Genomic DNA, 26,631 nt, shown 5'->3' on the forward strand with positions numbered 1-26,631 from the left:
TTTTGCCATCTGCGTGCTATCAGACCAGGCGGCCCGCGCGCCGTTCGCCGTTCGTCCTGTATTTCTGCGGCGGCTTCCCTACCATGGTGAACGACAACAATTACAAGCTCTGGCGAGGTTCCGATGCAGCCTGACAACAGCCCCTACGACTACCTGATCGTCGGCGCCGGCCCCGCCGGTTGCCTGCTGGCCAACCGGCTTTCGGCCGACGGGCGGCATCGGGTCCTGCTGCTGGAAGCCGGGGGCCGAGATAACCACCCCTGGATCCACATCCCCGTCGGCTACCTCTATTGCATCGGCAACCCGCGCACCGACTGGTGCTACCGCACCGAGGCCGAGCCGGGCCTCAACGGCCGCGCCCTGGGCTACCCGCGTGGGCGGGTGCTGGGCGGCAGCTCGTCGATCAACGGGATGATCTACATGCGTGGCCAGGCGGCGGATTACGACCACTGGGCCGCCCTGGGCAACCCGGGCTGGGGCTGGAGCGACGTGCTGCCACTGTTCAAGCATTGCGAGGACCACCACGGCGGCGCTTCCGAGCACCACGGCGCCGGCGGCGAATGGCGGGTGGAGCGCCAGCGCCTGTCCTGGGACCTGCTCGACGCCTTCCGCACGGCGGCGGGCGAGACCGGTATCGCCGCGGTGGAGGACTTCAACACCGGCGACAACGAAGGCTGCGGCTACTTCCAGGTCAACCAGCGCTCCGGGGTGCGCTGGAACGCCTCCAAGGCCTACCTGCGCCCCGCGCGCCAGCGCCCCAACCTCACCGTGCTCACCGGCGTCGAGGCCGAGCGGGTGCTGCTGGAGGACGGTCGCGCCCGGGGCGTGCTGGCCCGCTGGCAGGGCCAGGCCCGGGAGTTCCGCGCCCGCGAGGTGATCCTCAGCGCCGGGGCCATCGGTTCGCCCACCCTGTTGCAGCGCTCGGGGATCGGTCCGCGCCCGCTGCTGGAGGGACTGGGCATCGCCGTGCGCCATGAGCTGCCGGGCGTCGGCGGCAACCTGCAGGACCACCTGCAGCTGCGGCTGATCTTCAAGGTCAGCGGCGTGCCGACGCTCAACCAGATGGCTGGAAGCCTCTGGGGCAAGGCCGGCATGGGCCTGCGCTACCTGCTCAGCCGCAGCGGCCCCCTGGCCATGGCGCCAAGCCAGCTGGGCGCCTTCGCCCGCAGCGGCCCGGAGCAGGACCGCGCCAACCTCGAATATCACGTGCAGCCGCTGTCCCTGGAGCGCTTCGGCGAGCCGCTGCACGCCTTCCCGGCCTTCACCGCCTCGGTGTGCAACCTGCGTCCGGCCAGCCGCGGGCGGGTGGATATCCGCGCCGCCGAGGCCAGTGCGGCGCCGCTGATCCAGCCGAACTACCTGAGTGAGGACGAGGACCTGCGCGTGGCCGCCGACGCCATCCGCCTGACCCGGCGCATCGCCGGCGCACCGGCCCTGGCGCGCTACCGGCCGGAGGAATACCTGCCGGGCGCGGCGCTGCAGAGCGAGGCGGAGTTGCGCCAGGCGGCCGGGGCCATCGGCACCACCATCTTCCACCCGGTGGGCACCTGCCGCATGGGCCAGGGCCGCGAGGCAGTGGTGGACGCGCGCCTGCGGGTGCACGGGGTGCCGGGGCTGCGGGTGGTGGATGCGTCGGTCATGCCGACCATCGTTTCCGGCAACACCTGCTCGCCGACCCTGATGATCGCCGAGAAGGCGGCACGGATGATCCTGGAAGACGCGGCCACGGGCGCTGAGAAGGCGGCCGTGGCGCAGGCGGTGAGCGGCTAGGTGCGCTTGGGCAGGGCGAAGCTGAGGAGGAACAGCGCTGCCGCCGAGACGACGATGGAGGGGCCGGCGGGGGTGTCCTTGAACCAGGACAGCGCCAGGCCGGCGCACACCGCCACCAGGCCCAGCAGGCTGGCACCGGCGGCCATCTGCTCGGGGGTGCGTGCGTGGCGCTGGGCGGCGGCGGCGGGAATGATCAGCAGCGAGGTGATCAGCAACACGCCGACGATCTTCATGGCCACGGCTATGACCACGGCGATCAGCAGCATCAGCGCCAGGCGGATGGCGGCTACCGGCAGGCCTTCGACCCGAGCCAGTTCCTCGTGCACGGTGATGGCCAGCAGCGGCCGCCACAGCGGGATGAGGATCAGCATCACCAGGGCGCTGCCGCCGAGGATCCAGGCCAGGTCGGTGGGGCTCACCGCCAGCAGGTCGCCGAACAGGTAGCCCATCAGGTCGATGCGCACTTCGCTCATGAAGCTCAGGGCCACCAGGCCCAGGGACAGGGTGCTGTGGGCGAGGATGCCCAGCAGGGTGTCCGAGGCCAGCGGCTGGCGCTGTTGCAGGGTCACCAGCAGCACGGCCAGCAGCACGCAGCCGACGGTCACCGCCAGGGTCGGGCTGACATCCAGCATCAGGCCCAGGGCGACACCCAGCAGCGCAGCGTGGGACAAGGTGTCGCCGAAGTAGGCCATGCGCCGCCAGACCACGAAGGAGCCGAGCGGGCCCGCCACCAGGGCCAGGGCGAGACCGGCGAGAAGCGCGTTGACGAGGAAATCAGCCATGGTTGCAGTCGGGGCCGTGCTTGTGGACGGGCGTGAAGCGGGTGCCCTCGGGGAAGGTGGGGGTGGCCACGACCTCGCCATGCAGGTCGTGGGCATGGTCGTGATGGTGGTGGTACACGGCGAGGCTCTTGGCGTCCTGGCCGAACAGCTCGACGAAGGCTGGGTCGAAGCTGACCTGCTCGGGGTGGCCGGAGCAGCACACGTGGCGATTCAGGCAGACCACCTGGTCGGTGGTGCTCATCACCAGGTGCAGGTCGTGGGAGACCATCAGCACGCCGCAGCCGAGGCGGTCGCGCAGGCGGGTGATGAGGCGGTAGAGCTCGGCCTGGCCGGCGACATCGACGCCCTGCACCGGCTCGTCGAGCACCAGCAACTCGGGCTGGCGCAGCAGCGCCCGGGCCAGCAGGACCCGTTGCAGCTCGCCGCCGGACACGCTCTGCAGCGGGCTGTCGATGACGTGGGTGGCGCCCACTTCCTTGAGGGCGGCCAGGGCGGCGTCGCGGTCCACCCCCGGCACCAGGCGCAGGAAGCGCAGCACGGAAAGCGGCAGGGTCGCGTCCACCTGGAGCTTCTGCGGCATGTAGCCGATGCGCAGGCGCGGCTTGCGCCAGACGCTGCCGCGCTCGGGCTTGAGCAGGCCGAGCACGGTGCGTACCAGGGTGGTCTTGCCGGCACCGTTGGGGCCGATCAGGGTGACGATCTCGCCGGGCTTCAGGCTCAGGCCGACATCCTGCAGCACCGCCTGGCCGGCGAAGCTGACGCCGACGCCGTCGAGGCGGATCAGCGCATCGCTCATGCCGCCTCCCGGCAGGTGGCGCAGAGGCCGACGATCTCCACCGTCTGCCCTTCGACGCTGAAGCCCACGGCCTGGGCGCTGGCGACGATGGCATTGCTGATGGTCGGCTGTTCCAGCTCGATGGCGGTCTGGCATTCGCGGCAGATGAGGAACTGGCCCTGGTGGGCGTCGCCCGGGTGGTTGCAGCCGACGAAGGCGTTGAGCGAGGCGATGCGGTGCACCAGGCCGTTTTCCAGGAGGAAATCCAGCGCCCGATAAACGGTAGGCGGCGCGGCGCGGCGGCCGTCTTCCTCGGTGAGCACCCCGAGGATGTCGTAGGCGCCCAGCGGCTTGTGGCTGGCCCAGACCAGCTCCAGCACGCGCTTGCGCAGGGCGGTCAGGCGCAGGCCGTCGCGAGCGCAGAGCACCTCGGCTTCGGCCAGGGCATCACGGACGCAATGGGAATGGTCGTGGGGCAGGCAGGCCAGGGGGGCTTTGGTCTTGATGGGCTTGAGCATGGGCGGCGACGTCCGGGCAAAGAGACGTTATTCTATTACGCTTTCGAGCCGGAGTCTGTTCCCGTGTCACGTCTGTTGCCTCTTCTTCTCCTCGCTTGCCTGGCCCTTCCGGCCCAGGCCGAAGTGCGCCTGCTGGCCAGCATCAAGCCGCTGCAACTGATCGCCGCCGCCGTGCAGGACGGCGTCGGCCAGCCCGAGGTGCTGCTGCCCCCGGGCGCCTCGCCGCACCAGTACGCGCTGCGCCCCTCCGACGTGCGGCGCGTGCGCGAGGTGGACCTGCTGTACTGGGTCGGCCCCGACCTGGAAGGCTTCCTCCCCCGCGTGCTGGAAGGCCGCGGCAAGCCGGCGGTGGCGTTGCAATCCCTGCCCGGCATGACCCTGCGCCACTTCGAGGCCATCGGCCACGACGAGCATGAGCACGAGGCCGAGGATGACCATGACCACGACCACCGCCCCGGCTCACTCGACGCCCACCTCTGGCTGCTGCCGGCCAATGCGCGGGTGATCGCCGCGCGCATGGCCGCCGACCTGGCCGTCGCCGACCCGGCCAACGCCACCCGCTACCAGGCCAACCTCAAGGCTTTCGGCGAACGCCTGGACCTGCTCGATGCGCGCCTCAAGGCACGCATGGCCGCCGTCGCCGGCAAGCCGTTCTTCGTCTTCCACGAGGCCTTCGACTACTTCGAAGCCGCCTACGGCCTGCGCCACGCCGGGGTCTTCAGCGTCGCCGCCGAGGTGCAGCCCGGCGCCCGCCACGTCGCCGCCATGCGCGCGCGGCTGCAAAAGGCCGGCCCCAGCTGCGTGTTCAACGAGCCGCCGGTGCGTCCGCGCCTGGCCGAAACCCTGACCGCCGGCCTGCCGGTGCGCCTGGCCGAGCTGGACGCCCTGGGCATGCAGGCAACCCTGGATGCCGGTGGCTACGAGAAGCTGCTGGAGAACCTGGGCGACGGCCTGGCCGGTTGCCTGGAAGCGCTCTGAAGGTTCGGACGGAACGCCCGGCGAGGGGGCGTTCCAGCGACTAAGGTGTCATCGAGGATTTTGGCTCGGTGACACAAGATATTGATATGCGTCATCGAACTGGCACTACATGTTGATAGGGTGAGCCCCTTCCAAAGGTTCATCCAGACGACAGGAGGTTCCGGCGAATGGCCAAGACAGGCACCACGATCCAGGCGCGCGAGGGCATCGCCCTGCAGGCCGCGTCCGAAGACATCTGGGACAGCAAGTACCGGCTCAAGCACAAGGACGGCACCCCGGTCGACGCCACGCTCGACCACACCTGGCAGCGGGTCGCCAAGGCCCTGGCCGAGGTCGAGGCAAACGACCCCGAGCACTGGTACGAACGCTTCCTCTGGGCGCTGCGCAACGGCGCCATCCCCGCCGGGCGGATCATCTCCAACGCCGACGCCCTGGGCCACAAGCCGGCCACGTCCACCATCAACTGCACCGTCTCCGGGGTCATCCACGACTCCATGGACGACATCCTGGCCAAGGTCCACGAGGCCGGGCTGACCCTCAAGGCCGGCTGCGGCATCGGCTACGAATTCAGCACCCTGCGCCCGCGCGGCGCCTATGTTTCCGGCGCCGGCGCGCATACCAGCGGGCCGCTGTCGTTCATGGATATCTACGACAAGATGTGCTTCACCGTGAGCTCCGCCGGCGGCCGCCGGGGCGCGCAGATGGGCACCTTCGACGTCAGCCACCCGGACGTACGCGAGTTCATCCGGGTCAAGCGCGAGGACGGGCGCCTGCGCCAGTTCAACCTCAGCCTGCTGATCACCGACGGCTTCATGCAGGCGGTGGAGACCGACGACGACTGGCCCCTGGTATTCCCCGTGCACGCCAAGGAGCTGGGCGAGGTGGACCTGGGCGACCCCGAGCAGGTGGTGTGGCGCGAGTGGCCGGTGCACGAGGGCTACCAGGTGCGCGAGGACGCTCTGGTGGCCTGCCGCGTCTATGGCCGGCTCAAGGCGCGGCACCTGTGGGACATGATCATGGTCTCCACCTACGACTATGCCGAGCCGGGCTTCATCCTCATCGACCGGGTCAACGACCTGAACAACAACTGGTGGTGCGAGGCGATCCGCGCCACCAACCCCTGCGGCGAGCAGCCGTTGCCGCCCTATGGCTCCTGCCTGCTGGGCTCGATCAACCTGACCCGCTTTGTCGAGGCGCCCTTCACCGAGGATGCGCGCTTCGATTGGGATCGCTTCCGCGAGGTGGTGAAGGTCTTCACCCGCATGCTCGACAACGTGGTGGAGATCAACGGCCTGCCGCTTGCGCAGCAGCGCGAGGAGATCACCAGCAAGCGCCGCCATGGCATGGGCTTCCTCGGCCTGGGCTCGGCGCTGACCCTGCTGCGCCTGCGCTACGGCAGCCCGGAAGCCTGTGTGTTCACCGAGGAAGTGGCCCGCGAGATGGCCCTGGTGGGCTGGCAGCAGGCCCTGGAGCTGGCCCGGGAGAAAGGCCCGGCGCCGCTGCTGGCCAAGCGCTTCGCGGTGACCGCGGAGATGCTGCGCAAGCGCCCGGAGATGGCCGCGGACGGCCTCAAGGTGGGCGACGAGGTGCCCGGCAGCCTGCTGCACGCGCGCTATTCGCGCTACATGCAGCGCATCGCCGAGTACGCACCGGAGCTGGTGGAGGAACTGGCCCGGGTCGGCGCACGCTTCACCCACCACAGTTCCATCGCGCCCACCGGCACCATCAGCCTGAGCCTGGCCAACAACGCCTCCAACGGCATCGAGCCGAGCTTCGCCCACGCCTATTCGCGCAACCTGATCCGCCCCGGGCGCAAGACCAAGGAAAAGATCGAGGTGTGCAGCTACGAGCTGCTGGCCTACCGCACCCTGGTCAACGCCCACGCCGTGCCGGGCGCCGAGGCCGCGGCGCAGAAGCTGCCGGAGTACTTCGTTGCTGCCGACGACATCAGCCCGGCCGAGCACGTGGACATCCAGGCGGCCGCGCAGAAGTGGGTGGACTCGTCCATCTCCAAGACCGCCAACGTGCCCACCGACTACCCCTTCGAGGACTTCAAGGACATCTACCGCTACGCCTGGCGCCAGGGCCTCAAGGGCTGCACCACCTTCCGTTTCAACCCGGCGGCCTTCCAGGGCGTGCTGGTGAAGGACGCGGACCTGGAGAAGACCCGCTACCGCTTCGAACTGGAAGACGGCAGCGTGGTGGAGCTCAAGGGCAACGAGCAGGTGGAGTACGACGGCGAGCTGCACAGCGCCGCCAACCTCTTCGACGCCTTGAAAGAAGGCTATTACGGCAAGTACTGATTCGCGGAGGCAGTGATGAGCGTGAAGATCAGCCAGAAGATCAAGGGCTTCAAGGTGGTCGACGTCGAGGCCGAGCGCGTGCGCCTGGCCGCCGAGGAAGCCGCCGCCGTGGTGCAGATGGACGAGACCCTGCAGCGCCCGGAAACCCTGGTGGGTGCCACTTACAAGATCAAGTCGCCGCTGTTCGAGCATGCCTTGTACGTGACCATCAACGACGTGGTGCTCAACCCCGGCACGGCCTACGAGCAGCGCCGGCCTTTCGAGATATTCATCAACTCCAAGGGTATGGAGCACTTCCAGTGGATAGTCGCCCTCACCCGCATCATGTCGGCGGTGTTCCGCAAGGGCGGTGATTGCACCTTCCTGGTGGAAGAGCTCAAGGCGGTGTTCGATCCGCGTGGTGGCTATCTCAAGCGCGGCGGTATCTACATGCCCTCGTTGGTGGCGGAGATAGGCGCGGTGCTGGAGCGCCACCTGATCGCCATCGGCCTGATGGAAGGCCAGCAACTGGGCGAGGAGCAGAAGCTCTACCTCGCCGAAAAACGCGCCGCCTACGAAGCCAGCCTGGGCACCAGCACCGCCGAACCCGGCGAAGGCTTCCCGCCTGGCTCCCAGCTCTGCGGCAAGTGCAACACCCAGGCCGTGGTGCAGATGGACGGCTGCGCCACCTGCCTCAACTGCGGGCACTCGAAATGTGGGTGAGCCCGCTCAAAACGCATGCGTTTTGAAGGGCGAACGCCCGGCCAAGGATGGCCGGGCCGGGGCTGAACCGGGGCAGCGGAGTACCGACAGGGATGTCTACAGCGGGCTTTACCTTCACTCGGTCAACGCATGCGTTGCCCCGGCGAACGCCCGGCCAAGGATGGCCGGGCCGGGGTCGAACTGAGGCAGCGGAGCACCGACAGGGACGTCCACAGCGGGCTTTACCTTCACACGGACAAGCATGCTTCGCCCCGGCGAACGCCCGGCCAAGGATGGCCTGGCCGGGGTCGAACTGAGGCAGCGGAGCACCGACAGGGACGTCCACAGCGGGCTCTACCTTCACACGGACAAGCATGCTTCGCCCTCGCGCGCATTTCCTGGGCTGAAGCCCAGGCTACATCTGCCCTCTATCCGTGCCCTTCCGTGGCTTCAGAGTCGGACGTAGGTAGCTGCACCGCTTCCGGCAAACCGGCACCATGGCGCTTTTCCAGGTTCAGGGAGAACCCGAATGATCCGTTTCACCCTCTCGGATGTAGAACGCGGCGCCCCTTATCCACGCCTGCCGGCCGATACCGTCATGCGCACGTTGCTCAACCGACCGGTGGAGGCGCTGGATTGCGCGGCCGCCGAACTGCTGGAGGAGGACAACTGCAACGCCTTCGCCAAGGCCGCGTGCCGCGCCTTCTATGGGCATCACCCGCTGGTGATCCGCCCGGACGACATCTGGTTCTGCATCGCCCAGGGCTTCGCGAACCACATGGCCCTGCATGGCGAGCAGCTGCGGCCCGACCTGGTGAGCCATCAGGGCAAGAAGACGCTGACGGTGTTCTGTCCCGACTACCCCTTCGCCGATAACAGCCGCTGGGTCGAGCTGTTCGGTGATTTCTCCCGGCAGATCGCCGGGGAGATCCCGCAGTTCTCCGACTTCATCGCTACCGCCTTTTCCACCACCGGCCCCATCGAGCAGGCGGCCTTCTCGCTGTGCTGGATGGATGCCTTCAGCGGCTACTTCGACTACGAGATGCTGGCCGGCTGCGGCATCCCCGAAATCGAGCTGCAGGGCAGCGAGGATGACTGGCGCCTGATCATCGAGCGTTTCACTGCCCTGGAGGGTTACGGCCTGGGTCATTGGGTGGCGAGCCTGAAGCCGGTGCTGGAGGCGATCGCCCGCACTGCGGCCGGCGAGGTGGATCGCGCCTTCTGGGAGTCCTTCTTCCGCTATCGCAGCGGTTCGGGCCCGTCGGAGCTGACGGGCTGGATCCTCACGCTCTTCCCCTACATCGTCGACACGGCCACCGACGCGCTGCGACCGAACCCCTACCTGGGGGATTGGCAGGTGCGCTTCGAGCGGGCTGGCGTGATGGCGCTGAGCGGTGACTGGCTGATGGCGGACCAGGCCCAGGGGCCGGGCCTGCAGGCCATCCCCAAGAGCCTGGTGAGTGCGGTGCTGCTGATCGACGAGTTCACCACCGGCACGAAGCGCAATGCCCGGTTGGTGGGCGGCCTGTTCGGCGTGGCCCAGCGCGACACGGACGGCGCGCTGTACCCGGCGTTCGGCTGGGCGGTGGTGGACGAGCCTTCCAGCTAGAGCGCGAAAGGCAGCGGCAGGTGCACGTCCTGGCGGTGGGCCAGGCGGCGCTGGAACTCGGCGGGGTCGTGGATCAGCACGTCCTGGCCGGCGAAGGCGTTGGCGGCGATCAGGCGGGACAGCCAGAAGCGTACGCAGGCGATGCGCAGCAGCGCCGGCCAGAGATCCGCCTCGGCGGCGCTGAAGGGGCGCAGCGCGGCATAGGCACCGAGCAGGGCGCGGGCGCGGTGGGCGTCCAGGCGGCCTTCCTCGTCGGAGCACCAGTCGTTCAGGCAGATCGCCAGGTCGTAGAGCATCGGCCCCGAGCAGGCGTTGTAGAAGTCGATCAGCCCGGCCAGGTGCGGGCCGTCGAACAGCACGTTGTCGCGGAACAGGTCGGCGTGCAGGTTGGCGCGGGGCAGGGCGAGGATGCGCGGCTTGAGCTCGGCGATTTCCTTGAGGGCGTCACGGAGCAGCGGCAGCGCGGCGGCGTCCAGCTGCAGGGCGAGGGACGGGCCCTCTTTGAGCATCCAGTCCAGGCCGCGGTCGCTCTTGCGCTCGATGGGGTGTGCGCGGGTGGCCAGGTGCAGGCGGGCCAGCAGTGCGCCGACCTCGCTGCAATGGTGCGCGTTGGGCTCGCGCACATGCTTGCCGGCGAGCCGGGGCTGCAGCAGGGCGGGCTTCCCGGCCAGCTCGCGCAGGGCCTGGCCATCGGCGGTACGCAGGGCGTAGGGCACCGGCAGGCCGGCGTCGTGGAGCACGTCGAGCAGCTCGATGAAGAACGGCAGGTCGTGGCTGGGGCCGCGCTCCACCAGGGTCAGCACGTATTCACCCCGCTCCAGGCTGACGAAGAAGTTGCTGTTCTCCGAGCCTTCGGCGATGCCCTTGAAATCCTTGAGCCGCCCTAGCCCGTAAGGGGCCAGGAAGGTTTCGAGTTCAGGGCGTTCGAGTGGGGTGAAAACGGACATTGGACTACCTTGTTACGGCCGGCACGGCGGCCTTACCAGCTGAAGATTTCCCACTGCGGGATCAGCATGTCCGGGTTGTCCGACCGGATGAAGTTGCTGTCGCCGTCTGCGCGGACTAGGAAATAGGGCTTGCCACCCTTGGGGGTGACCTTGATGGCATAGAGGAAGCCGTTGACGCGGTATTCCTGGATGGTCTTGTCGCCGTCCTGGCGGATGGTCACGTCGGGCTCGGCAGAGGGGGCGTCGTCGGCGGCGAATACGCCGGCCGGGGCGACGACCAGCAGGCTGGCAAGCAACAGGCGGTTGATGGCGCGCATGGTGGTAACCTTGTCCCTTATCGTCAATGATCGGGCCATTCTACTGCGGGTCCGGCGAATAAAGGTTGAATTCACGCATGAGCCAAGTCCCTCTCGTCCTGGTGGACGGTTCCTCCTACCTGTACCGCGCCTTTCATGCCCTGCCTCCGCTGACCACCTCCGCCGGCCTGCCGACGGGTGCGGTCAAGGGCGTGCTGAACATGCTGAAAAGCCTGCGCAAGCAGTACCCGGACAGCCCCTTCGCGGTGGTCTTCGACGCCAAGGGCGGAACCTTCCGCGACGAGATGTTCGCCGAGTACAAGGCCAACCGGCCGTCGATGCCCGACGAGCTGCGGGTGCAGGTCGAGCCGCTGCACGCCACCGTACGCGCCCTGGGCCTGCCGCTGCTGTGCGTGGAAGGCGTGGAGGCCGACGACGTGATCGGCACCCTGGCCCGGCAGAGCGCGGCGCTGGGCCGTGCGGTGGTGATCTCCACCGGCGACAAGGACATGGCGCAGCTGGTCGACGGGCACATTACGCTGGTCAACACCATGACCGGTAGCGTGCTGGACATCGATGGCGTGAAAGAGAAATTCGGCGTCGGTCCTGAGCTGATCATCGATTACCTGGCCCTGATGGGCGACAAGGTCGACAACATCCCGGGCGTGCCCGGCGTCGGTGAAAAGACCGCCCTTGGCCTGCTGACCGGCGTCGGTGGCGGCCTGGACGTGCTCTACGCCAACCTCGACAAGGTGCCCGAGCTGGCGATCCGCGGCGCCAAGGGGCTGCCGGCCAAGCTCGAAGAGCACAAGGAGATGGCCTACCTCTCCTACAAGCTGGCGACCATCAAGTGCGACGTCGAGCTGAACGTCGAGATCGAGGCGCTGCACCCTGGCGAGCCGGACGTGGAAGCCCTGACCGAGCTGTACCGCACCCTGGAATTCAAGACCGGCCTGGATGATCTGCAGCGCCAGGCCAAGGCCGCCGGCGAGACGCTGCCGCCGCCCGCAGCGCCGGCCGATGCGGTCGAGACCCGCTATGAAACCGTGCTGGAGCAGGCGCAGTTCGATGCCTGGCTGAAGAAGCTGCAGGACGCGCCGCTGTTCGCCTTCGACACCGAAACCACCAGCCTCGACCCGCAGCAGGCGCAGGTGGTGGGCGTGTCCTTCGCCGTGAATGCGCACGAGGCGGCCTATGTGCCGCTGGCCCACTCCTATATGGGTGTGCCCGACCAGCTGGACCGCGACGCCGTGCTCAAGGCCCTCAAGCCGCTGCTGGAAGACCCGGCCAAGGGCAAGATCGGCCAGCACGCCAAGTACGACATGAACGTCCTGGCCAACGCTTCGACGCCCATCCTCATGCAGGGCATCGCGTTCGACACCATGCTCGAATCCTATGTGCTGGATTCCACCGCCACCCGCCACGACATGGACAGCCTGGCGCTGAAGTACCTCGGCCAGAGCACCATCCGCTTCGAGGACATCGCCGGCAAGGGCGCCAAGCAGCTGACCTTCGACCAGATCGCCATCGAGCAGGCCGGCCCCTACGCCGCCGAGGATGCCGATGTCACCCTGCGCCTGCACCAGGCGCTGTGGCAGAAGCTGGAGGCCGTGCCGTCCCTGGCCAGCGTGTTCCGCGATATCGAGATGCCGCTGGTGCCGGTGCTGGCGCGTATCGAGCGCAACGGCGCCTATGTGGACGCCAAGCTGCTCGGTCAGCAGAGCATCGAGCTGGGTGCGCGCATGGTGGAGCTGGAGCGCCAGGCCTATGAGCTGGCCGGCCAGGAATTCAACCTCGGTTCGCCCAAGCAGCTCGGCGCCATCCTCTACGAGAAGCTGGGCCTGCCGGTGCTGTCCAAGACCGCCACCGGCCAGCCGTCCACCGCCGAGAACGTGCTGGCGGAGCTGGCCGAGCAGGACTTCGAGCTGCCCAAGGTGATCATGCAGTACCGCACCGTGAGCAAGCTCAAGAGCACCTACACCGACAAGCTGCCGGAGCAGATCAACCCGCGCACCGGGCGCATCCACACCTCCTATCACCAGGCGGTGGCGGCCACCGGGCGGCTGTCTTCCACCGACCCGAACCTGCAGAACATCCCGATCCGCACCGCCGAGGGCCGGCGCATCCGCCAGGCCTTCGTCGCGCCCAAGGGCTACAAGCTGCTGGCGGCGGACTACTCGCAGATCGAGCTGCGCATCATGGCCCACCTGGCCAAGGATGAAGGGCTGCTGGATGCCTTCCGCCACGATCGCGACGTGCACCGGGCGACGGCGGCGGAAGTCTTCGGCGTCGAGCTGGAGCAGGTCAGCAACGACCAGCGCCGCAGCGCCAAGGCGATCAACTTCGGCCTTATCTATGGCATGAGCGCCTTCGGCCTGGCCAAGCAGATCGGCGTCGACCGCAAGCAATCCCAGGCCTATATCGATCGCTACTTCGCCCGCTACCCCGGCGTGCTCGCCTATATGGAGCGCACCCGCGAGCAGGCGGCCCAGCAGGGCTTCGTCGAGACGCTGTTCGGCCGTCGCCTGTACCTGCCGGAGATCAACTCGAAGAACCAGGCCATGCGCAAGGGTGCCGAACGCACCGCGATCAACGCGCCGATGCAGGGCACCGCGGCCGACATCATGAAGCGCGCCATGGTGGCTGTGGATAACTGGCTGACGGAGTCCGCCATCGATGCGCGGGTCATCCTCCAGGTCCACGACGAACTGGTACTGGAAGTGCGCGAGGACCTGGTGGACCAGGTGCGCGACGCTATCCGCCCGCTGATGAGCGATGCGGCGCAGCTGGATGTACCGCTGCTGGTGGAAGTGGGCGTGGGCGACAACTGGGACGAGGCGCACTGAGCCGGCGCCATTCCTGGCATAGACCTCCTGCGCATAAAGCAGGAGGCTCTAATAACGAACGGTTTTCAGCGGGGCGGTGAACTTTATACCTGGGCACAGGGTCAGAGGATGGGAATGGCTGGTGAAGCCTTCGATGCTCCTTTTGCTGTGTTTAGTGTTGGCAGATATCTGAACCCCGCCCTAGCGGTTCAGACTTGAACCCCGAACTTCCCCCTCCCCATACGAAGCTCGGGGTTTTTTTTGCCTGCGATTCAGGCTTCCGGCTCGACCTGCTCGAATTCCTCGCCCAGTTGCAGCCAGTTGGCCAGCACCGTTTGCGCTTCCTCGATGCCCTGGCGCTTGGGTGCCGAGAACAGCTGGATGGTCACGCCCTCGCCCCAACCCTTGCGTATGTCCTGCTGAACCTTCAGCAGCGCGTTCTTCGCGGCGCCGAAGGCCAGCTTGTCGGCCTTGGTCAGGAGGATGTGCATGGGCATGTTGCCGGCGCTGGACCAGTCGAGCATCAGCCGGTCGAAGTCGGTCAGCGGATGGCGGATGTCCATCATCAGGATCAGCCCGGCCAGGCTTTCGCGGCTGCTCAGGTAGGCTTCCAGGTGGCGCTGCCAGTGCTGCTTGAGCGGGATCGGCACCTTGGCGTAGCCATAGCCGGGCAGGTCCACCAGGCGACGCTGGTCGTCCAGGGAGAAGAAGTTGAGCAGCTGGGTGCGCCCCGGGGTCTTCGAGGTGCGTGCAAGGCTGGCGTGGGTGAGGGTATTCAGCGCGCTGGACTTGCCGGCGTTGGAACGCCCGGCGAACGCCACTTCCAGACCTTCGTCGGGAGGGCACTGATCCACCTTGGCGGCACTGATGAGAAAGCGGGCCTGTTGGCACAGACCGATGATCGGGTTCTTGAATGACATGAGGTGTCCACGGGTGCGACGCGGTGTCGCAGGGGGCTGTTTCGTTTCCGTTTGAGCATCGCCAGTATATAATGCCGCAGATTTAGTGTGCGCTTTATCCCCCAGGGTTCAGTGTTCACGGGACTGACCGTTGCGCGACAGAACGCATGGCAGGGCCCCTCTGATGAGGTTGATCATGAAGAAAGTGCTACTCGTCGCAAGCCTTGCGGCGCTGGCCTTTGGCGCGCAGGCTGCCCAGGATCCGGAAGCGGTTTACAACCGGACCTGCAGTGCCTGCCACAACGGTCAACTGCCTATGGCGCCGAAAAAAGGCGACAAGGCCGCCTGGGAGCCGCGTCTGGCCAAGGGCAACGATGCTCTGGTCAAGAGCGTCACCAATGGTTTGAACGCCATGCCTCCCCGAGGCTTGTGCATGGACTGCAGTGCCGAGGACTACCAAGCGGTCATCCAGTGGATGAGCCAATAATCAAGGTAGCCCGGCGCTAACTCTTTCACCCTTAGCCGTAATTGGATTAGCTGATGAACAAAGTACTCGTGAGTCTGCTGTTGACCCTGGGCATCACCGGTCTGGCCCACGCCGCTGGCGACGCCAAAGCCGGTCAGGCGAAAGCTGCCGTATGTGGTGCCTGCCATGGCCCGGACGGCAACAGCGCTGCCCCCAACTTCCCGAAACTGGCTGGCCAGGGCGAGCGCTATCTGCTCAAGCAGATGCACGACATCAAGTCCGGCAACCGCCAGGTCCTGGAAATGACCGGCCTGCTGACCAACCTGAGCGATCAGGACCTGGCCGACATCGCCGCCTACTTCGCCAGCCAGTCCGGCAGTGTCGGCGCCGCCGATCCCAAGCTGGTCGCGCGCGGTGAAGCCCTGTTCCGTGGCGGCAAACTGGAAGAAGGCATGCCTTCCTGCACCGGTTGCCACTCCCCGAACGGCGCCGGCAACGCCGCTGCCGGCTTCCCGCACCTGGGTGGCCAGCATGCCCAGTACGTGGCCAAGCAGCTGACCGACTTCCGCGAAGGCAACCGCACCAACGATGGCGACAACATGATCATGCGCGCCATCGCCGCGAAGCTGAGCAACAAGGACATCGAAGCCGTCTCCAGCTACATTCAGGGCCTGCACTAAGTCCGGCCCAGCGGTAGAAAACGGTAAATAAAAGGGTGGCCATGGCCACCCTTTTTCATTGGCGCCCCCGCTACAATTGCCGGAACCCGACGCAACGCGATCGGTCGAAGCAAGGCCCGCCGCAGAACCATATGACCCGCTTAGGAGTTGAGCATGCGTAACCTGATTCTTTCCGCCGTTCTTGCCAGTGCGAGCCTTTTCGGCATGACCGCACAGGCCGAGGATATCCAGGCCGGCAAACAGTACGTCGAACTGAGCAGCCCGGTCCCGATTTCCAAGCCCGGCAAGATCGAGGTGGTGGAACTGTTCTGGTACGGCTGCCCTCACTGCTACCAATTCGAACCCACCCTGAACGCCTGGACCGAGAAGCTGCCGGAGGACGTCAACTTCGTACGCATCCCCGCCATGTTCGGTGGCGTGTGGAACGTCCACGGCCAACTGTTCATTACCCTGGAAAGCATGGGCGTCGAGCACGCCGTGCATAAAGCCGTGTTCGAAGCCATCCACAAAGAAGGCAAGAAGCTCTCCACCCCCGACGAGATGGCCGAGTTCCTCGCTGGCCAGGGCGTCGACAAGGCGGCCTTCATCAAGGCCTACAACTCCTTCGGCGTGAAGAGCCAGATGGAGAAGGCCAAGAAGCTCGCCATGGCGTACCAGATCTCCGGCGTACCGACCCTGATCGTCAACGGCAAGTACCGCTTCGACATCGGTTCTTCGGGCGGCCTCGAGCAGGCCACCCAGGTCGCCGACTTCCTCATCGCCAAGGAGCGCGCCGCGAAGTAAGCGGCGCCCGGCAGAGCGAAGATGCTGCGCCGCTGGAGCAATGATCGAACCGCTGGCCTGCGGGCTCCGCAGGTCAATCCTCATTGTGGCTCCAGCGGCCTCCCAAAGGATGGCCGCCTTCGGCTGCTCAGCTTCAACATCCAGGTCGGCATCAGCACCGGCCGTTACCGCCACTACCTGACCCGCAGCTGGCAGCACCTGCTGCCCCACGCCGGCCGCGCCAGCAACCTGCAGCGCATCGGTGCCCTGCTCGGCGATTTCGACCTCGTGGCCCTGCAGGAAGTCGACGGTGGCAGCCTGCGTTCCGGCTACGTCAACCAGGTCGAGCACCTCGCCCACCTGGCCGATTTCCCTTTCTGGTACCAACAGCTCAACCGCAACCTCGGGCGCATCGCCCAGCACAGCAACGGCTTGCTCAGCCGCCTGCAGCCCACCCAGCTGGAAGACCACCCCCTGCCCGGCCCGCCCGGGCGCGGCGCCATCCTCATGCGCTTCGGCGAGGGCGAGGACGCACTGGTGGTGGTGATGATGCACCTGGCCCTGGGCACCAAGGCCCGCTCCCGCCAGCTCGCCTACATCCGCGAGCTCATCGGCGGCTACCGCCACCAGGTGCTGATGGGCGACATGAACACCCACGCCAACGACCTGCTGCAGAACTCGCCCCTGCGTGACCTCGGGCTGCTCGCGCCACAGGTCGAGGCCACTTTCCCGAGCTGGCGCCCGCAGCGCTGCCTCGACCACATCCTGCTCAGCCCCAGCCTGACCCTGGAGCGCGTGCAAGTGCTCAGCCAACCCATCTCCGACCACCTGCCAGTGGCGGTGGACATCCGCCTGCCCACGTCCCTTACCGGGGATGCGTTGCCGGCCCTGGTGGACACTCCCGACGGATCACCTTCATGAGCGACGACGGCCAGCGCTGGAAAGAAAAGTACCTGCAGAGCCTCGAGCAGCAGGAGAAGCTGGAGCGTCGCTGGGACGCCCGCCTCGATCTCCTGCGCCGTGGCCTGGTGCGCAGCTCCCTCGCCGCCGAAGGCAGCGACAAGGCCGTCGACCAGTGCATGCAGGAGCTGCGCGAGATCATCCGTGGCGATCAGATAGACGCCGGCCTCTCCGCCCTGATCCCGCGCCTGGAAAAGGCCGTGCTGGATTCCGAGCAGCGTCGCCAGCAACGGATCGACCAGAACGTCGGCGCCCTCACCGGGCTGACCAACCAGCTGCTCAAGCTGGATGTGCCGCGTGACGTGCGCAAATCCCTCAAGCAGTTCGCCAAGCGCATCGACGAGCGCGCCAGCCAGGCGCGTGAGATGCCTGCCCTCCTCGGCGAGCTCAGCGGCCTGCAACAGCGCGCCCTCGACGAGATCGCCAACACCGACCCTGCCGCGCCCAAGCCCGGCCTGCTGCAGCGTCTGTTCGGCAGCCAGGGTGACGCCACCGAAGACGCCCAGCCCGCTGCCGCCGCGCTGCCGACAGGTGATGCCCTGGCTCCACCACCGGCCGTCCCGGCACCTGCCGCATTGCAGGCCGCGCGCCCGCTGGACGACGAGCCCGCATCGCCGGCCCAGGCGCTCGCTGCCGCCCCGGCTCCTGTCGTGCCAGCTCCCGGCGTGCCGCCTACCGTTGAGGCGGCCCCCGTGGCTGCGGCTCTCGCTCCGGCGCCTGCCCCTGCCCCTGCCCAGGCTCCCGTACCCACCCCGGCAGCCGCCACCGAGCAGTCTGCCTCGGCCCAGGTGGTCGCCGAAGCGGCACCGGTGGTTGCGCCCCTTGTGCCCGAGGTTGCTCCTGCCGCCCCGGTCGAGCCACTCGCTGCAGCCGCTCCGGCGCCTGTCACCGCGCTGGCCGATGGTGTCAGCCCAAGCTTGACGCCGCGCCTCGACAGCCTGCCATTGCCGGCGGCGCTGCTCACCGGCGAAGGCGACCCGGGCTACGCGCTGCCCACGCCGCCCGAACCCGGCTACAGCGCCGTCGCGCCCCACGTCGCCGCCAGCCTGCGCGGGCTGCTGGACGAGCTCGACCTGCCCGAGCGCCACAAGCCCCAGGGCGAAGCCCTTCGCGAGCGTCTGGTAGGTGGCCTGAACTGGTACGAACTGGTGCCCGTGCTGGACGACCTCGCCGTGCTGGTGCTGGCCGTCACCAACAGCGAGCACCGTGACTTCGCCATCTACCTCAAGCAGCTCAACGAGCGCCTGGTCGCCTTCGTCGCCTCCATTTCCGCCGCCCAGGAGGGTTACAGCGAGACCCTGGAAAGCGCGCGCGTGCTCGACGACCAGTTGCGCGAGCAGGTCAGCGACCTGCAGAGCAGCGTGCAGGACGCCACCGACCTGGACGACCTCAAGCGCGCCGTGGAAAAGCGCCTCGACGGCCTGCTCAGCACCATGAACGACTACCAGCGCCAGCGCGCCGCCCGCGAAGAAGAAGTCGGCGGACGCCTCAAGGTGCTGGTGGATCGCGTCGCCACCATGGAACAGGAGGCCAGTGCCTTCCGCGACCACCTGGAAGAACAGCGGCAGAAAGCCCTCAGCGACCCGCTCACCGGCCTGCCCAACCGCGCCGCCTGGAGCGAGCGCCTGGAGCTGGAAGTGGCGCGCTGGAAGCGCTATGGCGGCGAGTTGCTGCTGGCGGTGCTGGACATCGACCACTTCAAACGCATCAACGACAACTACGGCCACCTGGCCGGCGACAAGGTACTCAAGATCATCGCCGGCGAGATCGCCAAGCGCCTGCGCAAGACCGACTTCATCGCCCGCTTCGGCGGCGAGGAGTTCGTCCTGCTGCTCCCCGCCACGCCCCTGGAGGGTGGCCAGCAGTTGCTCGACACCCTGCGCTCGGCCATCGAGCAATGCCCCTTCCACTTCAAGGGCGAGCCGGTGACCATCACGCTGTCGGGAGGGCTGGTGTCCTTCGTCGAAGGCGAGAAGGACGAGCAGGCGTTCGAACGCGCCGACCAGGCGCTTTACCGCGCCAAGCGCGAAGGTCGCAACCGCATCGAACTGGGCTGAGCCGCCTCAGGCGGCGTGGGTCAGGTAGGGCTTCCAGTCTTCCGGCACATGCTCCAGGCGCGGGTAGTCAAGGGCGTCCAGCTGCAGGCGCGAGAGCTGGAAGGGCGTATGCCGCAACGCCTGGGGCAGCGCTCGCAGCTCTGGCAACCACAGGCTCACGTAGGTCGCATCCGGGTCGTAATGCCGGGCCTGGCGCAGCGCGTTGAAGGCCTGGCTGCGCCGTGGATCGCTGGCCACGCCGGCCAGGTAGGCCCAGTTGCCCCAGTTGCTCGCCGGGTCGTAATCCAGCAGGTGTTCTTCGAACCAGGCGGCGCCATGGCGCCAGTCCTGCTCCAGGTCGTGCACCAGGTAGGCGGCCACCACCTGGCGGCCGCGGTTGGACATGAAGCCCGTGGCTGCCAGCTCGCGCATGCTGGCGTCCACCAGCGGCATGCCGGTGCGGCCCTGGCACCAGCGTTCGAAGCGTTCGTCCAGCTGCTGCGGTGCGCGCACCGTGGCCTTCAGGCCGCCGGCTTCGAACAGCGCGCGGCCATGGCGCAGCAGGGTCCAGCGGAAGTAATCACGCCATAGCAATTGTTGCCACAACTGGTGGGTGGAGGCGTTGGCGCCGTACTGCGCCTCGTGGCGGCGCAGCTCGGCGGCGACGCGGCGCGGCGAGAGGCTGCCGTTGGCCAGCCAGGGCGAGAACTTGGAGGAGTACTCGCTGCCCACCATGCCGTTGCGATTCTCCTGGTAGGTGCGGACGCCCTGGGTCGCCCACAGGTAATCGCGCAGTCGCGCCAGTGCCGCGACCTCGCCGCCGGAAAAGGGGAAGGCGCTGATGGGCGGGCCGACCGGCTCGCCCAGACCCAGGCGGGTTGGCGTCGGCAGGGGTTCGAAGAGCAGCTCCACCGCTTCGGGCAGGGGCGGCAAGGCCGCCGGGGCCGAGCGTGGTTGATAGACGCTGGGGCGCTGCTCCACCTGCTCGCGGAACTGGCTGAACACCGCCGGCAGGTGCTCCACCGGGGTCGGCAGCTCCTCGCGGCGCAGCAGGCTGTTGCCGGCCAGCTCACGCAGCGGAATGTCGCCGAGTGCCTGACGCAGCTCCTCCACCAGGGTGCGTTCCTGGGGTGCCACCTCCTCCAGGGTCAGTACTTCGTTCAGGTCCAGGTGTTCCAGCAGCGCCGGGATCACCTGCGCGGCGTTGCCCTGCACCACCAGCAGGCGCGAGCCGCGCTGGCGCAGCTCGGCGTCCAGGGCGGTGAGGCTCTCCAGCTGGAAGCGCGCGCGGTGCACGCCCATGCGGCGGATCCCGAGGTCGCCCGGGCGCAGCAGGGTCGGGTCGAAAACGAACAGCGGCAGGACGCAATCGGTCGCCAGCGCCGCTTGCACGGCGGGGTGATCATCGAGGCGCAGATCCTGTTTGAACCAGAGCAGAGTACGACGCATGACGTAAATCCTCGGCAGGCATTTCCCTATGCCAACTGATTCCGCTGGCTTCTAGACGTTATAGGCTTTTCGCCGGGCTTGAACAGTGCCGCCGGGAGGATGACCGGTGGCGTTGCTGCCGTCGGGCCGGGAGCTGCGTATAATCCGCCCCTTTTTTCGCGGGCCCTGCCTGCATTCACCTGTGGAGACATCGTCAATGCGTCTTTCCTTTTCCCGTATCGCCAGCTGGTTGGGTGGTTTTGCCCTGACCTTCGGCGCCGTTCAGGTCGCCGGCAACGAATTGCTGCACCTGCAGGACAGCAACCTGCAGTTCTCCACCCTGCCCTATTCCGCCGGCGAGAGCTTCCTCAGCTTCGCCACCGAGCGCCCGGCCTTCACCGCCGGCCTCTCGCCCAAGGCCCTGGCGGAGCTGCCCGGCCACACCCCGGCGCCCCTGCAGATGCGCCTCAGCGGTGCCCAGGCGGCCCCGGCGCCTGGCCAGGGCGGCAACCTGCTCGGCCCGGCCTTCGACCTGCAGGCCCCCGGCTTCGACTACCTGACCCTGAGCCTCTACGACCGCGACGACCAGGACGAACCCGGCCACAGCGTGCAGTTCAGCGGCGCCTGGGCCTATGCCTTCCGCCTCGGCGAGGCCAGCTGGATGCTCGATGGCGGCCTCGACTGGGCCGGTGCCGAAGGCGACCGCGAACAGGGCCTGAGCTTCAGCCCGCAGCTGAGCTTCGATGCCGGCGACTACTTCTTCGCCCAGGGTCGCCAGCTATTCCTCGGCATCCAGTACCTGCAGCAGAGCGGTGGCTACAGCGAGCTGGACGACGTGCGCGGCAACGCCTCCCGCGAGCAGCGCGCAGTCAACGGCACGCTCAAGTACCACTTCTGACCCCGATCGGCACGGCGGCGAGACGTCGCCGCCAGCGCCCTTTACACTTCGTCCTTCAGTTGAGGAGCGCCCATGGAAATTCTCGGCATCGCCGTGCTGATCTTTCTGGTCACCGACCCATTCGGCAACATCGCCATCTTCCTCGCCGCCCTGAAGAACGTGGCGCCGGAGCGCCGGCTCAAGGTGGCCCTGCGTGAGCTGGTGTTCGCCCTCGGCCTGCTGCTGCTGTTCCTCACCTTCGGCGAAAACATCCTCAGTGGCCTCGGCCTGTCCCGCGAGGCGATCGCCATCGCCGGCGGCATCATTCTCTTCATCATCGCCCTGCGCCTGATCTTCCCGCGGCCCGAGGGCGTGCTCGGCGACCTGCCGGACGGCGAACCCATGCTGGTGCCCCTGGCCACCCCGGCAGTGGCCGGCCCCTCCGCGCTGGCGGTGCTGATGACCCTGCGCAACACCCACCAGGGCGAGCTCTGGGAGCTCTACGTCGCCGTGCTGGTGGCCTGGGCCTGCACCGCCCTGATCCTGCTCCAGGCAGCCTTCCTGCAGCGCTTCCTCGGCCAGCGCGGGCTGATGGCGGTGGAGCGCCTGACCGGCATGTTGCTGATCATGCTCAGTGTCGACATGCTCCTGGACAACCTGCAAAGCGTGCTACACATCACCCCATGAAAACCCTAGCCCTCGGCCTGTTGCTGGCCCTGCTCGCCGGTTGCACCAGCGGCCCGCGCATCGATCGCAGCCAGACCTCGGTCAACCAGAACAGCCGCGTGCAGTACGTGGTGCTGCACTACACCTCGACCGACCTGGAGCACTCCCTCGCGCTGCTCACCCATGGCGAGGTCAGCGCCCATTACCTGATCGGCGCCCAGCCGCCGACCATCTACCAGCTGGTGGACGAGAACCGGCGCGCCTGGCACGCCGGCCAGAGCGAATGGCAGGGCCGCACCTGGCTCAACGCGAGCACCATCGGCATCGAGCTGGTCAACGAGGGCTACGAGCAGACCGCCACCGGGCGCAACTGGCAGCCCTTCGACGACCAGCAGATCGACGCCCTGATCGTGCTGCTCAAGGACATCGTCAAGCGCCACAACCTGCCCCTGGGCAGCATCATCGGGCACAGCGACATCGCCCCCCAGCGCAAGGTCGATCCCGGCCCCCTGTTCCCCTGGAAGCGCCTCGCCGACGCCGGCCTCGTGCCCTGGCCGGAGGCTTCCGCCGTGGCGGTGGAGCAGGCGCGCTTCGCCCAGGCACTGCCCACCGTCGGCTGGTTCCAGATGCAGCTGGCCCGCCAGGGCTACCCGGTGCCGCGCAACGGACAGCTGGACGAGGCCACCCGCAACGTCATCGCCGCGTTCCAGATGAAGTACCGCCCGCACTTGTTCGACGGCCAGCCCGACGCCGAGACCGCCGCCCTGCTGCTGGTGCTCAACCGCATGCCGGGCGAGGCGCTGCCACTCCGTCCCGTGACGTTTTACTGACGCTAGAATCGCGCCCTGCACCGGACGGTGGCTGGCGTGATGACGGTGGGCTTTACCTGAGTGATCTCGCTCGGACGCGACCCTCCTCATCGTGCACCCCCCTTCGCCTGCTGGCGCCGCACCCTCTACCCGCCCCTGCCGCGCCGAGGTGATGGGTTTCGCTTCGCTCTACCCATCCTCCAAATAGCGTTCAAGCCCGCCGCTAGAGCGGCAGCGCCAGGTAGAACTGCGCGCCTTCGCCGGGGCGCGAGTAGATGCCGATGCGGCCGCCGTGCAGCTGGACGATCTCCTTGCACAGCGCCAGGCCGAGGCCAACGCCGCCGCCGGTGTAGCTGCCCAGTTGCACGAAGGGCTCGAAGATGCGCGCCTGCTGGCTGTACGGCACGCCTTCGCCGTTGTCCTCGACGCTGAGGATCACCCGCTCGCCATGGCGCCGCGACTGCAGGCGGATATGCCCGCCATTGGGCGTGTGGCGGATGGCGTTGCTCACCAGGTTGTCCAGCACCCGCTCCACCTGGGGGCGGTCGATGGGCACGCGGGGCAGCGGCTCCTGCAGGTCCAGCTCGATGCTGATGCCCTTGTTCTGCGCCGGCTCCTGGAAGCGCGTGCGCAGGGCGCCGAGCAGGTCGTCGATATCGCAGGGCGCCAGGGTCAGGGTCTGCATGCCGTTCTGGTAGCGGGAGAAGTGCAGCAGGTCGTTGATAAGGCGCACCAGGCGCTGCATCTCCTCGTCCACCGTCAGCAGCAGGTCGGACTCGCGGGACTCCTCGGCGAAGACCAGGCGTTCGCGCAGCAGCCCGAAGGCCATCTGCATGCCGGTCACCGGGGTGCGCAGCTCGTGGGAGGCGCGCAGCACGAACTCGTTGCGCACCCGCTCGAAGGCGCGCTGCTCGGTGACATCGCGCAGCACCATCACCGCACCGAGGATGCGCTCCTCGTCCAGGCTCACCGGGGTCAGGCGCCAGCTCAGCAGGCGGCTCTCGCCCTCGACCTCGATGGCCAGGTCCGGCGGCACCTGCTCCAGGGGCTGGCCGCGCAGCACCTGCTGGGTGGGCGCCTCCATGGCCGGGTCGCCCAGGGCCTGGCTCAGGGGTTGGCCGAGCTGCTCGGTCTCCCAGGCCAGCTGGCGCTGGGCCACCGGGTTGGCGTGTTCGATGCGGCCCTGGCGGTCGAGGATCAGCAAGCCGTCGTCGATGCTGTCGAGCACCGCCTTCAGGCGGCGCTGCTCGGCCAGCAGCTTCTCGATATTGGTTTCCTTGAACAGCCGCAGGCCTTCGGCCATGAGGCCGAAGCGGCGGCTCAGGGAGGCCATCTCGCTGACCGTGGAAATCGGCAGGGTCACCTGGAAGTCACCCTGGCCGATGCGGTCGGCGGCGCGGGCCAGGGCCTCGATGGGCTGGCCGAAGCGCCGGGCGATGCCGTGGGCGGTGACGAAGCCGATCAGCAGCACGGCGATGCCCAGCAGGCCCAGCAGGGTGGCCACCAGGCCGGCGCGCTCACGGGCCGACTGCTCGGCCTCGGCGGCGCTCTGCAAGGCATGCTTCTGCAGCGCCAGCATGGCATTGCGGGTGTCGTTCAACGCCTGGCTGAAATCATCGTCGCGGCGGTCGGTGTTGCGTTCGCTGACCCGCAGGAACTCGCCGTAGCTGTCGGCGATGGCCTGGAAGCCCTGACGGGTCTGCTCGTCGCGGGCGTTCATCAGGCCCTGTTGCACCACGGCGAGGAAACGTTGCTGCGAGGTGAGCAGTGCCTGGATATCCGGCTGTTCGCGGGTCAGGTTCACCAACTGGTCGCCCAGGTGTGTGCGCAACTTTTCGCCCAGGTCGATGGTGGCGAAGTTGTAGGAGATCAGGCGCTCCTGGGAACGGGCCAGTTGCATGACGCTGGTCAGCCCCAGCAGCAGCCCCAGGAGGGCCACGGTGATCAGCGCCGAAATGCTGAGGAAAAGCCGCGTCCGCAGCTTCATCGGCAGCTTCATAGACCGTACTGCTTGCGTTTGCGATAGAGCGTCGATGCGTCGATTCCGAGGGTCTTGGCGGCCTGGTCGAGGGTTTCGCTGGCCGCGAGCACGGCGGCGATATGGGCCTTCTCCAGGTCCTCCAGGCTCATGGAGGCTCCTACGCGCGGGGCGTTGTTGGACGGCGCTTCGCTCAGCCCCAGGTGGGCGATTTCCACCAGTTCCTGGCCACAGATGATGCTGGCGCGCTCGATCACGTTGCGCAGCTCGCGCACGTTGCCGGGCCAGTGGTAGCCCAGCAGGGCACCCCGTGCCGCGTCGCTGAAACCGCGTGCCGGGCGCGCGTAGTCCTTGACGAAGCGGGCGAGGAAGCGCTCGGCCAGGCCGATCAGGTCCTCGGTGCGCTCGCGCAGGGGCGGCAGGTGCAGGGTGATGACGTTGAGGCGGTAGAGCAGGTCTTCGCGGAAGCGGCCCTCGCGGACCATTTCATCGAGGTTGAGGTTGGTGGCGGCGAGGATGCGCACATCGGCGCGGCGGGTCACCGCATCGCCCACCCGCTCGTATTCCTTGTCCTGGATGAAGCGCAGCAATTTGGGTTGCAAGGTGAGGGGAAAGTCGCCGATCTCGTCGAGAAACAGCGTGCCGCCGTCGGCCTGGTTGACCCGGCCCAGGGTGCTCTCGCTGGCCCCGGTGAAGGCGCCGCGGCTGTGGCCGAACAGCTCGCTTTCCATCAGCTCCGCCGACAGCGACGGGCAGTTGATGGTCACGCAGGCCTTCTTCGCCCGCTTGCTCCAGCCGTGGATGGCCCGGGACAGCTCGCCCTTGCCGGTGCCGGACTCGCCGAGGATGAGGATGTTGGCGTCGGTGCCCGCCACCTGGCGAGCGGTTTCCAGCACCGCCATCATCGCCGGGCTCTGCGAATCCAGGCCGTCGCCCGGCTTGCGCACCTCGCCCTCCAGGGCCTCCAGGCGCGCGGTGAGCTGGCGCACTTCCAGCTGCTTGGCGGCTGAAAGGCGCAGCTGGTCGGGGCTACAGGGTTTCACCAGGTAGTCGGCCGCGCCGGCCTGCATGGCGTCCACGGCGGTGTCCACGGCCGAGTGGGCGGTGACGATCACCACCCGCATCCAGGGGGCCTGCACGCGGATCTGCGCAAGCACATCCAGGCCGTTGTCATCGCCCAGGCGCAGGTCGAGGAAGCACAGGTCGAACACCTGGCGCTGCAGGATGGCCTCGGTCTGTGCCGCACTGCTGGCGGTGGCCACGCTGTAACCCTCGTCTTCCAGGCAATAACGGAAGGTGCGCAGAATCGCCGACTCATCGTCGACCAGCAGGATGCGTCCCTTGGTTTCCGTTGCTGATGCCATTTTGTCGCTCCGCATTGTTCAGTCGTATCGCTTAGTCCAGGAATTATCGTGCAAGTTGCAAGGTCCTTTCATACATGTATTGCAGCCTGCATGCAGCGGGTATTTGGACGTCTACAATAACCAATTGATTTTAAAGGAATAAACGCCACGAAAAGGCCTGGCACAGGCCTTGCGATAACCCCTGCATCTGGAGGCGCTGAGCGCCGAAGTGGATGACAGGAG

General features: G+C 67.5%; 23 protein-coding genes. 14 read left to right on the forward strand and 9 right to left on the reverse strand.

From position 1 onward, the window contains the following. Positions 1-123: 123 nt before the first annotated feature. Complete coding sequence (locus tag ACXI0U_RS24125; RefSeq protein ID WP_479550919.1) at positions 124-1,770, forward strand: GMC family oxidoreductase; 1,647 nt, start codon at positions 124-126, stop codon at positions 1,768-1,770. On the opposite strand, the gene znuB is transcribed toward ACXI0U_RS24125, so the two are convergent. The 3 genes from znuB to ACXI0U_RS24140 are packed head-to-tail and all read right to left on the reverse strand — an operon-like array spanning position 1,767 to position 3,845. Next, a complete protein-coding gene (gene znuB, locus ACXI0U_RS24130) occupies positions 1,767-2,552 on the reverse strand; it encodes a zinc ABC transporter permease subunit ZnuB (protein WP_043243847.1) in 786 nt (261 codons plus the stop codon). The genes ACXI0U_RS24125 and znuB overlap by 4 nt on opposite strands. Then, complete coding sequence (gene znuC / locus ACXI0U_RS24135) at positions 2,545-3,348, reverse strand: zinc ABC transporter ATP-binding protein ZnuC (RefSeq protein ID WP_021219857.1); 804 nt, start codon at positions 3,346-3,348, stop codon at positions 2,545-2,547. The genes znuB and znuC overlap by 8 nt, the downstream gene beginning before the upstream one ends. Next, a complete protein-coding gene (locus tag ACXI0U_RS24140) occupies positions 3,345-3,845 on the reverse strand; it encodes a Fur family transcriptional regulator (protein ID WP_021219856.1) in 501 nt (166 codons plus the stop codon). Before ACXI0U_RS24140 ends, znuC begins: the two co-directional genes overlap by 4 nt. Positions 3,846-3,908: 63 nt before the next feature. Here ACXI0U_RS24140 and ACXI0U_RS24145 point away from each other — a divergent pair, with 63 nt between their 5' ends. The 4 genes from ACXI0U_RS24145 (at position 3,909) to ACXI0U_RS24160 (ending at position 9,416) form a co-directional block, all read left to right on the forward strand. Beyond that, positions 3,909-4,823 (forward strand): zinc ABC transporter substrate-binding protein, encoded by a 915-nt coding sequence (locus ACXI0U_RS24145; RefSeq protein ID WP_479550920.1) that lies wholly within the window; start codon positions 3,909-3,911, stop codon positions 4,821-4,823. A 167-nt stretch (positions 4,824-4,990) separates the two neighbouring features. Further along, entirely contained in the window at positions 4,991-7,126 is a 2,136-nt protein-coding gene (locus ACXI0U_RS24150) for an adenosylcobalamin-dependent ribonucleoside-diphosphate reductase (protein ID WP_479550921.1), read from the forward strand. Between the two features lie 12 nt (positions 7,127-7,138). Next, positions 7,139-7,828, forward strand: coding sequence for a TSCPD domain-containing protein (locus ACXI0U_RS24155; RefSeq protein WP_169708402.1), 690 nt, complete (start codon positions 7,139-7,141; stop codon positions 7,826-7,828). Positions 7,829-8,336: 508 nt separating this feature from the next. Continuing rightward, a complete protein-coding gene (locus ACXI0U_RS24160; protein ID WP_479550922.1) occupies positions 8,337-9,416 on the forward strand; it encodes a DUF4419 domain-containing protein in 1,080 nt (359 codons plus the stop codon). On the opposite strand, the gene ACXI0U_RS24165 is transcribed toward ACXI0U_RS24160, so the two are convergent. Together ACXI0U_RS24165 and ACXI0U_RS24170 are read right to left on the reverse strand one after the other, a co-directional pair. Continuing rightward, positions 9,413-10,363 carry a homoserine kinase gene (locus ACXI0U_RS24165; RefSeq protein WP_479550923.1) on the reverse strand — a complete coding sequence of 317 codons (951 nt, stop codon included), beginning with the start codon at positions 10,361-10,363 and terminating at the stop codon, positions 9,413-9,415. The genes ACXI0U_RS24160 and ACXI0U_RS24165 overlap by 4 nt on opposite strands. A 32-nt stretch (positions 10,364-10,395) precedes the next feature. Further along, on the reverse strand, positions 10,396-10,680 hold the full coding sequence (locus tag ACXI0U_RS24170; protein WP_111259321.1) for a DUF2782 domain-containing protein: 285 nt from the start codon (positions 10,678-10,680) through the stop codon (positions 10,396-10,398). A 77-nt stretch (positions 10,681-10,757) separates the two neighbouring features. Between ACXI0U_RS24170 and polA the strand changes: the two genes are divergently transcribed. Continuing rightward, positions 10,758-13,505 carry a DNA polymerase I gene (gene polA, locus ACXI0U_RS24175; protein WP_479550924.1) on the forward strand — a complete coding sequence of 916 codons (2,748 nt, stop codon included), beginning with the start codon at positions 10,758-10,760 and terminating at the stop codon, positions 13,503-13,505. A gap of 251 nt (positions 13,506-13,756) precedes the next feature. Here the strand turns inward: polA and yihA are convergent, their stop codons facing one another. Then, positions 13,757-14,404 (reverse strand): ribosome biogenesis GTP-binding protein YihA/YsxC, encoded by a 648-nt coding sequence (yihA, locus tag ACXI0U_RS24180; RefSeq protein WP_479550925.1) that lies wholly within the window; start codon positions 14,402-14,404, stop codon positions 13,757-13,759. Positions 14,405-14,579: 175 nt separating this feature from the next. On the opposite strand from yihA, the gene ACXI0U_RS24185 reads away from it, so the two are divergent. From ACXI0U_RS24185 to ACXI0U_RS24205, 5 genes are all read left to right on the forward strand, one after another. Beyond that, positions 14,580-14,870 carry a c-type cytochrome gene (locus ACXI0U_RS24185; protein WP_031287843.1) on the forward strand — a complete coding sequence of 97 codons (291 nt, stop codon included), beginning with the start codon at positions 14,580-14,582 and terminating at the stop codon, positions 14,868-14,870. 53 nt (positions 14,871-14,923) lie between these two features. Then, entirely contained in the window at positions 14,924-15,529 is a 606-nt protein-coding gene (locus ACXI0U_RS24190) for a c-type cytochrome (RefSeq protein WP_021219846.1), read from the forward strand. Between the two features lie 153 nt (positions 15,530-15,682). Then, positions 15,683-16,312, forward strand: a complete 630-nt coding sequence (locus ACXI0U_RS24195; protein ID WP_021219845.1) for a thiol:disulfide interchange protein DsbA/DsbL — start codon at positions 15,683-15,685, stop codon at positions 16,310-16,312. A 21-nt stretch (positions 16,313-16,333) separates the two neighbouring features. Further along, a complete protein-coding gene (locus ACXI0U_RS24200; protein WP_021219844.1) occupies positions 16,334-17,212 on the forward strand; it encodes an endonuclease/exonuclease/phosphatase family protein in 879 nt (292 codons plus the stop codon). Further along, positions 17,209-19,308 carry a GGDEF domain-containing protein gene (locus tag ACXI0U_RS24205; RefSeq protein ID WP_479550926.1) on the forward strand — a complete coding sequence of 700 codons (2,100 nt, stop codon included), beginning with the start codon at positions 17,209-17,211 and terminating at the stop codon, positions 19,306-19,308. Before ACXI0U_RS24200 ends, ACXI0U_RS24205 begins: the two co-directional genes overlap by 4 nt. A 6-nt stretch (positions 19,309-19,314) precedes the next feature. Here the strand turns inward: ACXI0U_RS24205 and ACXI0U_RS24210 are convergent, their stop codons facing one another. Further along, positions 19,315-20,736 (reverse strand): DASH family cryptochrome, encoded by a 1,422-nt coding sequence (locus ACXI0U_RS24210; protein WP_479550927.1) that lies wholly within the window; start codon positions 20,734-20,736, stop codon positions 19,315-19,317. A gap of 196 nt (positions 20,737-20,932) precedes the next feature. Between ACXI0U_RS24210 and ACXI0U_RS24215 the strand changes: the two genes are divergently transcribed. The 3 genes from ACXI0U_RS24215 to ACXI0U_RS24225 all read left to right on the forward strand — a co-directional run bounded on the left by ACXI0U_RS24215 (position 20,933) and on the right by ACXI0U_RS24225 (position 23,088). Continuing rightward, positions 20,933-21,613, forward strand: coding sequence for a hypothetical protein (locus ACXI0U_RS24215; RefSeq protein WP_043243839.1), 681 nt, complete (start codon positions 20,933-20,935; stop codon positions 21,611-21,613). A gap of 72 nt (positions 21,614-21,685) precedes the next feature. After that, entirely contained in the window at positions 21,686-22,279 is a 594-nt protein-coding gene (locus ACXI0U_RS24220) for a MarC family protein (RefSeq protein WP_021219840.1), read from the forward strand. Continuing rightward, on the forward strand, positions 22,276-23,088 hold the full coding sequence (locus ACXI0U_RS24225) for an N-acetylmuramoyl-L-alanine amidase (RefSeq protein ID WP_479550928.1): 813 nt from the start codon (positions 22,276-22,278) through the stop codon (positions 23,086-23,088). Before ACXI0U_RS24220 ends, ACXI0U_RS24225 begins: the two co-directional genes overlap by 4 nt. A gap of 202 nt (positions 23,089-23,290) precedes the next feature. Here ACXI0U_RS24225 and ACXI0U_RS24230 read toward each other — a convergent pair whose 3' ends face one another. Together ACXI0U_RS24230 and algB are read right to left on the reverse strand one after the other, a co-directional pair. Then, on the reverse strand, positions 23,291-25,066 hold the full coding sequence (locus ACXI0U_RS24230) for an ATP-binding protein (RefSeq protein ID WP_043243836.1): 1,776 nt from the start codon (positions 25,064-25,066) through the stop codon (positions 23,291-23,293). Next, positions 25,063-26,409 (reverse strand): sigma-54-dependent response regulator transcription factor AlgB, encoded by a 1,347-nt coding sequence (gene algB / locus ACXI0U_RS24235; RefSeq protein WP_021218837.1) that lies wholly within the window; start codon positions 26,407-26,409, stop codon positions 25,063-25,065. Before algB ends, ACXI0U_RS24230 begins: the two co-directional genes overlap by 4 nt. Positions 26,410-26,631 lie beyond the last annotated feature (222 nt).

This window comes from Pseudomonas sp. C9D1, from assembly GCF_056491235.1.